Annotated in this window: 10 protein-coding genes; all 10 read left to right on the top strand. The window is 68.8% G+C overall.

Translation table 11 applies throughout. The annotated features are described in order from the left end of the window. Nucleotides 1-48: 48 nt before the first annotated feature. Nucleotides 49-984 (top strand): carbohydrate ABC transporter permease, encoded by a 936-nt coding sequence (locus PV682_RS26625; RefSeq protein WP_319734137.1) that lies wholly within the window; start codon nt 49-51, stop codon nt 982-984. Beyond that, nucleotides 981-1877: a carbohydrate ABC transporter permease gene (locus tag PV682_RS26620; protein ID WP_407705745.1), complete on the top strand. Its 897-nt coding sequence runs from the start codon at nt 981-983 to the stop codon at nt 1875-1877. The genes PV682_RS26625 and PV682_RS26620 overlap by 4 nt, the downstream gene beginning before the upstream one ends. Then, entirely contained in the window at nt 1874-3157 is a 1284-nt protein-coding gene (locus tag PV682_RS26615) for a pectate lyase family protein (protein ID WP_319734135.1), read from the top strand. The genes PV682_RS26620 and PV682_RS26615 overlap by 4 nt, the downstream gene beginning before the upstream one ends. Next, nucleotides 3154-4323, top strand: a complete 1170-nt coding sequence (locus tag PV682_RS26610; RefSeq protein ID WP_319734133.1) for a Gfo/Idh/MocA family protein — start codon at nt 3154-3156, stop codon at nt 4321-4323. Before PV682_RS26615 ends, PV682_RS26610 begins: the two co-directional genes overlap by 4 nt. Then, the gene (locus tag PV682_RS26605; RefSeq protein ID WP_319734131.1) at nt 4320-5264 is read left to right on the top strand and encodes a DUF6807 domain-containing protein; all 945 of its coding nucleotides are present in this window, start codon (nt 4320-4322) and stop codon (nt 5262-5264) included. The genes PV682_RS26610 and PV682_RS26605 overlap by 4 nt, the downstream gene beginning before the upstream one ends. Further along, entirely contained in the window at nt 5261-6760 is a 1500-nt protein-coding gene (locus tag PV682_RS26600) for a glycoside hydrolase family 43 protein (protein WP_319734129.1), read from the top strand. The genes PV682_RS26605 and PV682_RS26600 overlap by 4 nt, the downstream gene beginning before the upstream one ends. Before the next feature lie 96 nt (nt 6761-6856). Next, entirely contained in the window at nt 6857-8845 is a 1989-nt protein-coding gene (locus tag PV682_RS26595) for a pectinesterase family protein (RefSeq protein ID WP_456154976.1), read from the top strand. A 47-nt stretch (nt 8846-8892) separates the two neighbouring features. Beyond that, nucleotides 8893-10233: an ABC transporter substrate-binding protein gene (locus PV682_RS26590; protein WP_319734125.1), complete on the top strand. Its 1341-nt coding sequence runs from the start codon at nt 8893-8895 to the stop codon at nt 10231-10233. A gap of 142 nt (nt 10234-10375) precedes the next feature. Continuing rightward, the gene (locus tag PV682_RS26585) at nt 10376-11164 is read left to right on the top strand and encodes a rhamnogalacturonan acetylesterase (protein WP_319734123.1); all 789 of its coding nucleotides are present in this window, start codon (nt 10376-10378) and stop codon (nt 11162-11164) included. A 52-nt stretch (nt 11165-11216) separates the two neighbouring features. Continuing rightward, nucleotides 11217-12551: a pectate lyase family protein gene (locus PV682_RS26580; RefSeq protein WP_319734121.1), complete on the top strand. Its 1335-nt coding sequence runs from the start codon at nt 11217-11219 to the stop codon at nt 12549-12551. Nucleotides 12552-12624: the final 73 nt, after the last annotated feature.

Genomic DNA, 12624 nt, shown 5'->3' with positions numbered 1-12624 from the left:
CGAAGAAAGCGCTTACCGCACGACGACGTACATGAACGGAGAACAGTCATGGCCCAAGCCGCAGCCGTGGCGAAAAAGCCCGCGCCACCCCGGCGGCGCCGGGCCTCCGCCACCCCGCGCAGGCTCCCGTACCTGCTGATCGCGCCGGCGGCCCTGCTGATGCTGGGCTTCATCGCCTACCCCGTGATCAGCGTCTTCTACTACAGCCTCCAGCACTTCAACCCCACCAAGCCCTGGCGCGACGGATTCGCCGGACTCGACAACTTCCGGCAGATCTTCACCGACGACCCGCAGTTCTGGGACACGCTGACCTTCAGCGCCAAATGGGTCTTCGTCGAGGTGGGACTCCAGCTGCTGTTCGGCCTCGCGCTGGCGCTCATCGTCAACCAGACGTTCGTGGGACGGGCGTTGGGACGCGCGCTCGTCTTCTCGCCCTGGGCCGTCTCCGGCGTACTGACCTCCGCGATCTGGGTGCTCCTCTACAACTCCCAGACAGGGATCACCCGTTACCTCGCCGACATGGGTATCGGCTCCTACGGCACGAGCTGGCTGTCCGACACCTCGACCGTCTTCCCGGCCGTCGTCGTCGCCGACCTGTGGCGCGGCGTGCCGTTCTTCGCCATCCTCATCCTCGCCGACCTGCAATCCGTCTCGAAGGACCTCTACGAGGCCGCCGAGGTCGACGGCGCGAGCAGACTCAAGCAGTTCTGGCACATCACGCTGCCGCACCTCAAGGACGCGATCATCCTCTCCACGCTGCTGCGCGCGGTCTGGGAGTTCAACAACGTCGACCTCCTCTACACACTGACCGGCGGCGGACCCGCCGGCGAGACGACGACCCTCCCGCTCTACATCGCCAACACCAGCGTCGAATCCCACAACTTCGGCTACGCGTCCGCCCTGACCACGGTCGCGTTCGTGATCCTGCTCTTCTGCTCGATGATCTATCTGCGGCTGAGCAAGTTCGGAGGCGAGTCCAAGTGACCACCACCCACGCCACCGAGCCGGCACCCGCTCCCGTGCGCCAAGTCCCCACGCCCGAGCGCCCGGTGAAGCACCGCCGCGCCTGGGACGAGGTCCCCCGCTGGCAGATCTACCTGCCCCTGTCGATCTACCTCGTCTTCACCCTCATCCCCTTCTACTGGATCCTCCTGTTCGCCCTGCGCCCGGCCGGATCAACGTCCCTCGTACCGTGGCCCGTCACCTTCGACCACTTCGAAAAGGTGTGGACGGAGAGGCAGTTCGGCACCTACTTCGAGAACAGCGTGTACGTCGGCATCGCCACGCTCCTCGTCACCACCCTGGTCGCCCTCGCCGGCGGCTACGCCCTCGCCCGCTTCGACTTCAAGATCAAACGCGGGTTCATGCTGGCGCTGCTGTGCTCGCAGTTCGTACCGGGCGCGCTGCTGCTCGTGCCGCTCTTCGAGATCTTCGCCGAGCTGAAGATGATCAACTCGCTGGTCAGCGTCATCATCGCCGAGACGGTCTTCCAGCTCCCGCTGTCGATGATCCTCATCAGCAACTTCATCAAGAACGTGCCCTACTCCCTCGAAGAGGCCGCCTGGGTCGACGGCTGCAACCGCTTCACCGCCTTCCGCATCGTCGTCCTGCCCCTGCTGCGGCCCGGGATCATCGCCGTCGGCTCCTTCGCCTTCGTGCACTCCTGGAACCACTTCCTGTTCGCGCTGATGTTCCTCAGCAACCAGGACAAGCAGACGATCCCCGTCGGCCTCAACACCCTGATGAGCTCCGACAGCGTCGACCTCGGCGCGCTCGCCGCGGGCGGCATCATCGCCGCCGTACCCGTCGTGATCGTCTTCGCGTTCATCCAGAAGTGGCTCATCACCGGCTTCAGCGCGGGGGCGGTGAAGGGATGAGACTCCGTCAATTCGCGGTAGCCGCAGCCCTGTTGCCGTTACTCGCCCTCCCGGCCCACGCCGAGGCCCGCGACCTCTCCCGCGACACCCTCCCCGCGAACGACGGCTGGGCCTCGTACGGACCCGGCACCACCGGCGGCTCGGCCGCCGACCCCGCGCACGTCTTCACCGTCACCACCCGCGCCGAACTCGCCCGCGCCCTCGACGGCGGCAGCGACACCCCGAAGATCATCAAGGTCGCCGGGACCATCGACGCCAACACCGACGACCGGGGCCGCCGCCTGGACTGCGCCGACTACGCCACCGACGGGTACGACCTCAAGGCGTACCTCGCCGCGTACGACCCCCGTACCTGGGGGGCAGCCAAGCCGGCCGGACCCCAGGAGGACGCCCGCCAGGCCTCGGCGGCGAAGCAGGCCGAGCGCGTAGTCCTCAAGGTGGGGTCCAACACCACCCTCGTAGGGGTCGGCAAAGCCGTCATCAAGGGCGCGAACCTCCAGGTCAGGAACGCCACCAACGTCATCGTCCGCAACCTCGACCTGCGCGACGCCTACGACTGCTTCCCCGTCTGGCAGCCCAACGACGGCGGCCTCGGCGACTGGAAGACCGCGTACGACAACCTGTGGCTCTCCGGAGCCACCCACGTCTGGGTCGACCACGTCACCTTCGGCGACGGAAACCACCCCGACGCCGACGAGCCCACCCACTTCGCCCGCAACTACCTGCGCCACGACGGCCTCCTCGACATCACCAACGCCTCCGACCTCGTCACCGTCTCCTGGAGCCGCTTCGCCGACCACGACAAGGCCATGCTCATCGGCTCCGGCGACACCGCGACCGGCGACCGGGGCAAGCTGCGCGTCACCCTCCACCACAACGAGTTCCGCGGCGTCGTCCAGCGCGCACCCCGCGTCCGCTTCGGACAGGTGCACCTCTACAACAACCGCTACCTCGTCACCGGCGACGACCACCGCTACTCGATCGGCGTCTCCACCGAATCCGCCATCTACGCGGAGAACAACGCCTTCCACACCCCCGGCCACATCGAGGCCGCCGACCTCGTCAAGAGCTGGAACGGCACCGCCCTCCACCAGAGCGGCACCCTCTTCAACGGCTATCCCGTCGACCTCCTCACCATCCACAACGCCTACAACTCCGGCAGCGAACGCGACCTGACCGCCGACGTCGGCTGGACACCCACCCTGCACACCACGATCGACAGCGCCGACGCGGCCGACCGGGCGGTGGCCCGGGGCGCGGGCGCGGGGAGGCACCCGTGAGCACCGACATCGTCCTCGCCGGCGCGCGCGGCCACGGCCGCTGGCACCTCGACAACATCCTCCGCCTCCAGGACAAGGGCATCGTCCGCCTCGCGGGGCTGTGCGAACTCACCCCGCTCACCCCCGACGAGATCCCCGCCGGGCTCGGCGCCCCCGAGCAGTCCCCGGACCTCGGCGCCCTCCTCGACTCCACCGGCGCCCGGATCGCCGTCGTCTGCACGCCGATCCCGACCCACACCGACCTCGCGCTGACCGCCGCGCGCCGGGGCGTCCACCTCCTGCTGGAGAAGCCCCCGGCGCCGTCCTACGCGGAGTTCCGCCGCATGGCCGACGGCGTCGCCGCGGCGGGCGTCGCCTGCCAGATCGGCTTCCAGTCGCTGGGCTCGCACGCCGTCCCCGCGATCCGGGACCTCATCGCCGACGGGACGATCGGCGAGGTCACCGGGGTCGGGGGAGCCGGCGCCTGGGCTCGCGCCGAGTCCTACTACCGGCGCGCCCCCTGGGCCGGGAAGCGGCGCCTGAACGGTGTGGACGTCATCGACGGCGCCCTCACCAACCCCCTCGCCCACGCCGTGGCCACCGCCCTCGCCCTGGACGGCGCCGTCCGCGCCGAGGACGTGGTCCGCGTGGAGACCGAGCTGTTCCACGCCAACACCATCGAGTCCGACGACACCTCCTGCGTTCGCGTCACCACCTCCCACGGGCGACCGGTCACCGTCGCCGCGACCCTGTGCGCCGAGCGGCCGGGCGAGCCGTACGTACTCGTCCACGGCAGCAAGGGCCGGATCACCTACTGGTACAAGCAGGACCGCGTCCTCCTCCAGCGCGCCGGGCACGGCCCGGAGGAGTACGAGTACGGCCGCACCGACCTCCTGGAGAACCTCGTCGATCACCTGACGGACAACACCACCCTTCTCGTACCACCCGACTCCACCGGCGCCTTCATGACGGTCGTGGAAGCGATCCGCACCGCCCCGGACCCGGCTCCACTGCCCGAAACCGCCTGGTACCTCCTGAACGAGGAGGAACGCCGCGTGGTTCCCGGAATCGACGGCATCGTGGAAAAAGTCGCCGACTCCCTCGCGCTCTACTCCGAACTGGGCGCGCCCTGGGCGCAGCGCGAAGGCGCCCCGTGGGCGCAGCCGAAAGAGGTGAGTTCCCGATGACCGCCCCCGACACCGCCGTCCTGCGCGTCGCGGGCCGACCCGTCGGCCGGTACGTCACCCGGCCCGAACTGCCCGCCCGGCTCTCCCCGCGCCCCTACCTCCACCCCGTCACCACCCTCGCCGGCACGGCGGTCACCGAACTGACCCCGGCCGACCACCTCCACCACCTCGGCGTCGGTGTAGCCGTACCCGACGTCGAGGGGTTCAACTTCTGGGGCGGGCGCACGTACGTCGAGGGGCGGGGGCCGACGGAGCTGGACAACCACGGCGTCCAGCGGCATGCCGGGTTCCAGCTCAGGGATCCCGACGGGTTCGTGGAGGAGCTGCGGTGGGTGGTGTGGGAAGGTTCGGGAAATTCCGAAAATTCACGAATTTCGGAAAGTTTGCAGATAACGAAAAGTTTGCAGATTTCGGGAAATTCGCGAACTTCAGGAAGTTCAGCCCGTGAACTCCTCCGCGAACGCCGCACCGTAGCCGCCACCGAACTCACCGACACCGCCTGGGCCCTGGACTTCACCTTCTCCCTCACCAACCCCGGCCCCGCCCCCCTGACCATCGGCAGCCCCGCCACCAACGGCCGCCCCGGCGCGGCGTACGGCGGCTTCTTCTGGCGGGCCCGCAAGGAGAGTTCACCGCCCGACGTCTTCACCCCGGACGCCGAGGGCGAGACCGAGGTGCACGGCACGCGCGCCGACTGGCTCGCGCTCGCCGGCGCCGGCTGGACCCTCGTCTTCGCGGGCGCCACCGACCGCACCCGGCGCGACCCGTGGTTCGTCCGCACCGCCGAATACCCCGGCGTGGGCTCGTCGTTGGCGTCCGACGGGCGGCTGGCGGTGCCGCCCGGCGAGACCGCCGTACGCCGGATCGTCACCGTCGTCGCCGACGGGCGGCTCGGGCGCGACGAGGCGAGCGCCCTGGTCCGGAAGGCGGTCAGCCAGTGACGTACACCAACCCGATCCTCAACGCGGACTGGTCCGACCCCGACGTCCTGCGCGTCGGCGACGACTTCTACCTCACCGCGTCCAGCTTCGGCCGCGCACCGGGACTGCCGCTGCTGCACTCCCGGGACCTCGTCAACTGGACGCTCGTCGGACACGCGCTCCAACTCCTGGAGCCCGCGGCGGAGTTCCGGAGCCCCCGGCACGACTGCGGAGTCTGGGCGCCCTCGCTCAGGCACCACGACGACCGGTTCTGGATCTTCTGGGGCGACCCCGACCAGGGCATCTACCAGGTCAACGCCCCCGAGATCAGGGGCCCTTGGACCCGCCCGCACCTGGTGAAGGCCGGCAAGGGCCTGATCGACCCCTGCCCCCTGTGGGACGACGAGACCGGCGAGGCGTACCTCGTCCACGCCTGGGCCAAGTCCCGCTCCGGCGTGAAGAACCGCCTCACCGGCCACCGCATGAACCCTGACGGACGGTCACTTCTCGACGAGGGCAAGGTCATCGTCGACGCCGACCGCATCCCCGGCTGGTTCACCCTCGAAGGCCCCAAGCTCTACCGCCACGAGGGCCGCTTCTGGATCCTCGCGCCCGCCGGGGGAGTGGAGACCGGCTGGCAAGGAGCCTTCCGCGCACGGGAGTTCTTCGGCCCCTACGAGGAACGCATCGTCCTCGAACAGAAGGACACCGACGTCAACGGCCCCCACCAGGGCGGCTGGGTGCGCACCCCGACGGGCGAGGACTGGTTCCTGCACTTCCAGCAACGCGGCGCCTACGGCAGGGTCGTTCACCTCCAGCCGATGCGCTGGGGCGACGACGGCTGGCCCGTCCTCGGCGCCGACGGGGCCCCCGTCGCCGTACACAAGCGCCCCGACCTGCCCCCGCAGCCGGACGCCGCGCCCGCCACCGACGACGACTTCCCCGGCGGACGCTTCGGCCGGCAGTGGGCGTGGACGGCGAACCCGCAGGACGGCTGGGCCACCCAGCACTCAGGGGACGGCCTGCGGCTGTCCTGCGTCCGCACCGCCGACGCGCACGACCTGCGCAAGCTCCCCAACATCCTCACCCAGCGGCTCCCCGGGCGCCCGTCGGCCGTAGAGGTGAACCTCGAACTGCCCAGCGAGGACCCCGGCGCCCGGGGCGGACTCGCCGTCCTCGGGGACGCGTTCAGCTGGATCGGGCTCCAGCGCGGACCCGACGGCACGGTCCACCTCGTGCACCGGTTCGCCGAAGGCGTCGCCGAGCGCGAACGGGACGCCGCACACCCGCAGTTGGTGCCCACGGGACGGGTCCGGCTGCGCATCGAGATCGGCGAGGGGGCACGCTGCCGGTTCTTCCACGACATCGGTGAGGGACTGCGCCCGTCGGGACCCGTCTTCGCCGCCACGCCCTGGCGGTGGGTGGGCGCCCTGCTCGGACTCGTCGCCCTCGCACCCGAGGGGAGCGGGCACGCGGGGTCCGCCGTGTTCACCCGCTTCAGGATCACCCCTCTGTAACTCACTGACTCAGCACGCCTGTTGGGAGCCGCAATGACGCACTTCCCTAGCAAGCGCAGACCGGGCGCCGGACTGGTCCTGGCCGCCCTGCTCGGCATGGTCGCAGCACTGGGACTCGGAACGACCGGGGAGGCGGGGGCCGCCGAAGCAACGGCCCCTGCGGGAACGGCCGTTGAGGGCGCCCGCTCGACAAGCAGCCCCTCCGCGACCCTGCCCCTCGACAACTCCCGTCCGCACCCCTCCCGTTGGACGGACACCCCGCACGGCTTCGCCTCCCTCGCGGGCGGCACCACCGGCGGCGCCGGCGGCCAGGTCGTCACCGTCACCGACCAGGCGTCCCTGGCCAAGTACGCCTCCGCGCCCGAGCCTTACGTCATCCGCGTCAAGGGCTCGATCGCCGTGGAGCCCTTCGGCTCGAACATCGTCGTCGCCTCGGACAAGACCGTCATCGGCGTGGGCGACACCGGCGAGATCGTCCACGGCGAACTCCACCTCACCCCCGGCACCAGCAACGTCATCATCCGCAACCTGACGATCCGCGACTCGTACGTCGAGGGCGACTGGGACGGCAAGACCACCGACTTCGACGCGATCCAGATGGACACCGTCGACCACGTGTGGATCGACCACAACCGCCTCCAGCACATGGGAGACGGACTGCTCGACATCCGCAAGGACAGCCAGTACATCACCGTCTCCCACAACCAGTTCCGCAACCACAACAAGGCGCTCGGCATCGGCTGGACCACCAACGCGCTCACCCAGATCACCATCGACCACAACTGGTTCACCGGCACCAAACAACGCAACCCATCGGCGGACAACTGCGCCTACGCGCACCTCTACAACAACTACCTGTCCGCACCGGTGGCCGACGCCGATCCGGTCTGGACGTACGGCAATTGGGCCCGGGGCCGCACCAGGATGGTCATCGAGAACAGCTACTACGACGGCGTCCAGCACCCCTACCAGGCCGACACCACCGCCGAGTTGGTGCAACGCGGCTCGATCCTGCGCAACACGACCGGCCGCAGGGACAGTTGGGGAACCGCCTTCAACCCCCGTGACTTCTACGGCTATCGGCTCGACCCGGCCGCGGCCGTACCCGCGCTGGTGACGCGCTTCTCCGGCCCGCAGAAGCAGATCGGCACGACGCTGAACGTCCCCGCCGCCTACCCGACCGTCCAGGCCGCCGTGGACGCCGTACCGGCGGGCAACGACGTACCCGTGACCATCGCGATCGCCCCCGGCACCTACCGCGCCAAGGTGTTCGTCCCCGCGAACAAGCCGAAGATCCTCCTGCAAGGGACTGGACACAGCCGCGCCGACACCGTCATCGTCTACGACACGCCCGCCGAGTACGGCGGTTCGACGGGAAGCGCGACGGTACGGATCGCCGCGAACGACGTCACCGCCCGGCACCTCACCTTCAGCAACGACTTCGACGAGGCCGCGGTCGAGCTGAAAGGCGAACAGGCGCTGGCGATGAAGACGACCGGTGACCGGATCGTCTTCGAGGACACCGCCTTCCTGGGCAACCAGGACACCCTGATGACCGACAGCCCCAACCTGACCACCGTCAGCCGGGTCTACATCCGCGACTCCTACATCGAGGGGGACGTCGACTTCGTCTACGGACGCGCCACGACCGTGATCGAACGGTCCGAGATCCGGGCGCTGAGCCGGGGCTCCGACACCAACAACGGCTACATCACGGCCGCTTCGACCTGGACGGGCAACCCCTACGGGTTCCTGATCACCCGCTCCCGGATCGTCAGCGACGCCCCCGCCGGCAGCTTCCACCTCGGCCGGCCCTGGCACCCCGGCGGCCAACCCGACGCCGTGGCACAGGTGTTGATCCGCGACACCGAACTTCCCGCCGCGATCAAGGCGGCACCCTGGACCGACATGGGCGGCTTCTCCTGGCGCGACGCCCGCCTCGCCGAGTACCGAAATCACGGAGCTGGAGCCGAAGTCACCCCGGACCGACCCCAGTTGACGGATGATCAGGCCACAGGACACACCGTCACCGCCTACCTCAAGGGCACCGACGGCTGGGCACCCCACACCGCCCGCACGCACTGACCCCCACGACCGGACCAAGCAGACACCTCAATGAAGAGAGCCGACCGATGAAGAACAGAAACCGCAGAAACAGCCGCGCCGCCGCGGCCGTCGCCCTGGGGTCCGTGCTCGCCCTCACCGCAACCGCCTGCGGCGACGACGGCAGCGGCAGCGGCGACAAGGGGTCCGAGGGCAGCGGCACCGGGAAGATCGTCTTCTGGGACAACAACGGTGGTGTCCGCACCGACATCTGGAAGACGGTCATCGCCGACTTCGAGAAGGCCAACCCCGACATCAAGGTCGAGTACGTCGGGATCGCCGCGACCGAGTACCAGTCCAAGGTCGACACCACGATCCGCGGCGGCGGCCTGCCCGACGTCGGCGGGGTCGGCGCGGCCATGCTCGCCGGGTTCGCCGCGCAGGAGGCGCTGGAGCCGCTCGACGACAAGCTTGCGAAATCGCCGCTGAGCGGCAAGCTCAACAAGGACATGGTCGCCTCCCTCAAGGCCGCCGGGGGCGGCGACGGGACGCTCTACTCCATTCCCACCTCCGCCAACAACGGCGTCCTCTACTACCGCACCGACCTCTTCCAGAAAGCCGGCCTCCAGCCGCCCACCACCTGGGACAATTTCTACGCCGCCGCCGAGAAACTCACCGACTCCGGCAAGAACGAATTCGGTTACACCATCCGCGGGGGCGCCGGGTCCATCGCGCAGGCCCTCGACGCGATGTACGGTCAGTCCCAGATCACCTCCTTCTGGAACGGTGACAAGACCACCGTCAACGATCCCAAGAACGTCGCCGCGCTGGAGAAGTACGCCGCGCTCTACAAGAAGGTCACCCCCTCCGCCGACCTCAACAACGACTTCACGAAGATGGTCGCGCAGTGGGATTCCGGCACGATCGGGATGCTCAACCACAACCTCGGTTCCTACCAGGACCACGTGAAGGCGCTCGGGGTCGGGAAGTTCCGGGGAATTCCCTCTCCCACCGTCGCGAACGGCAAGCGGGTTCAGGTCTCCAACCCCGTCGACGGGCTCGGGATCTTCAAGAGCTCCAAGAACAAGGAGGCCGCGTGGAAGTTCATCGAGTTCGCGCTGTCCAAGGCGGAGAACTCGAAGTTCAACGAGTCGGCCGGGCAGGTGCCGTCCAATACGGAGGCCGCCACCGATGCGTGGGTCCAGAAGTCGGAGCCCACGAAGCTGGCGGCTGCGGCGCTGACCGACGGGTCCACCAGCATCGTTCAGTTGCCGTACTACCTGCCTGACTGGAACACGATCTCCAAGGCCGACAACGAGCCGAACTTCCAGAAGGTGCTGCTCGGGAAGATGAGCGCGAAGGACTTCCTGGACAAGTTGGCCGAGGAGCTCAATGCCGCCCAGGCTGAATGGAAGCAGCAGCGCGGTTAATCGCTGGGTTTCGCCGTTGGGATGGCCTGTACGTCGCAGGGTGCAGGCCGTCCCTGGCTGGTCGCGCCCACGCGGCGGAGCCGCACATCGACACAGCCCCGCGCCCCTGAAGACAAGCACTCCCGGTTGAAAGGGTAAACGTATGTCCATCAGCCGTAGACAGATCGCCGCGGTCACCCTTGCCGCTATTCCCCTCGGTATCGCCGCTCCCGCCCAGGCAGCCAACCGCCGCACCCTCTACATCGCCGGCGACTCCACCGCGGCCCAGAAATACGCCCCCGCCGCCCCCGAAACCGGCTGGGGAATGGCCCTCCCCTTCTTCCTGCACAAGGGGATTTCCGTCGCCAACCACGCCGTGAACGGCCGGAGTTCCAAGAGCTTCGTCGACGAGGGCCGTCTCAAAGTCATCCTCGACGCAATCAAACCCGGCGACTTCCTCCTCATCCAGTTCGCGCACAACGACGAGAAGACCGAGGACCCCACCCGCTACACGGAGCCCTGGACGACGTACCAGGACTACCTCCGCCTGTACATCAACGGCGCCCGAGCCCGAAAAGCGAACCCGGTCCTCGCCACCTCCATAGAGCGCCGCAGATTCGACGCCCAGGGCAACTCCGTACCCACCCACGGCGAGTACCCGGCATCGATGAGAGCCCTGGCAGCCGCGGCGAAGGTCCCGTTGCTCGACACCCAGGCCCTCTCCCTCGCCCTGTGGCAGCAGCTCGGCGTGGAGGAGACGAAGAAGTACTTCAACTGGACCGCCACCGAGCAGGACAACACGCACTTCAACCCGCCGGGCGCCATCGCCGTAGCCCGCCTGGTGGCACGGGAGTTGGCCAGAACCAGGGTGCTGGCGCGGAGCGAGGTGCGCCGCCTGGACGAGGAGATCCCGGAGTCGTGGATCACCTGGCCGGACGCCGTGGCCGAGTAGCACCCCGCCCCCCTGTCCCCACCCCCCTGTTCCGAAGAAGGAGAGCCGCACCATGTACGCACGGAAGTGTCATGATCATGTCAGTGCACGCCGTCTGAAGCGATCCGGCGCGATCCTGGGCTGCACGGCCCTCGCCCTCTCGCTGACCGGCGTCGCGGCCCAGGCCCAGCCGCAGCGCGCGACGGACCTGTCCCGCCAGACCCTCGGCGCGGGCGACGGCTGGGGCTCGTACGGCACCGGCACCACGGGCGGCGCGGCGGCCGACGCCGAGCACGTCTACACCGTCACCACCTGGGCGGAGTTCAAGGCCGCCCTCGCGGCCGGCGGGAGCGCTCCCAAGATCATCAAGGTGCAGGGGATGATCGACGCGGTCTCCGAGGGCTGCGACGCCTTCGAGGCGGGCGGGTACGACCTCCAGCAGTACCTGAAGGACTACGACCCGGCCGTCTACGGCAACGACAAGGTCGCCATGGGCCCGCAGGAGGACGCCCGCGTCGCCTCCGCCGCGAACCAGGACTCGGTCATCAAGGCCAACGTCCCGAGCAACACGACGATCGTCGGCGTCGGCAAGAACTCCGGGATTCTCGGCGGCAGTCTCCAGATCAAGGGCGTCTCGAACGTCATCCTGCGCAACCTCACGATCGAGGCGCCCCTCGACTGCTTTCCCAAGTGGGACCCGACCGACGACAACCACACCGGCAACTGGAACTCGGAGTACGACGCGGTCGTCGTCTTCGGCACCGACCACGTGTGGATCGACCACAACACGCTCACCGACGGGCGTTACCCCGACAGTGAGCGGCCGGTCTACTTCGGCAAGGTGTTCCAGCAGCACGACGGCCTCACGGACATCGTGCGCGGCTCCAACTACGTGACCGTGTCGTGGAATTCGTTCGAGAACCACGACAAGAACATGCTGATCGGCAACAGCGACAGCACCTCCGCGCTCGACGCGGGCAAGCTCAAGGTCACGATGCACCACAACCGCTTCGCGGGCATCCTCCAGCGCTCCCCGCGCGTGCGGTTCGGGCAGGTCGACGTCTACAACAACCACTACGTCGTCGAAGAGGCGCAGAAGTCGGACTACTACCTCTTCGGCGTCGGCACCAACTCCGCGCTGTACGCGAGCGACAACGCGATCTCGCTGCCCGCCGGCACCAGCGTCGGCAAGGTCATCAAGAAGTGGAACGAGTCCCCGCTGACGGCCGAGAACAACTACGTCAACGGCCGCCGCGTCGACCTCATCGCCGTGCACAACGCGGAGATCCCCGCCGAGACCCTCCAGTCCGGCGCGGGCTGGACCCCGACCCTGCGCACCCGGGTCGACTCCCCGTGCCTGGTCCCGTCGGTCGTCGCGCGCGGCGCGGGCGTCGGCCGGGCGCGCTGACGCCTCCCCAGACGTGCCGGGACGGTCCTGCACACCGTCCCGGCACCCTCCCGCACTCCGCGAAGGAGCACCC

The sequence above is a fragment of the Streptomyces niveiscabiei genome (assembly GCF_033794345.1).
GTDB classification, from domain to species: domain Bacteria; phylum Actinomycetota; class Actinomycetes; order Streptomycetales; family Streptomycetaceae; genus Streptomyces; species Streptomyces niveiscabiei.
The sequence above is the reverse complement of the archived record's forward strand: the minus strand, read 5'-3'. Positions and strand labels throughout refer to the sequence as shown.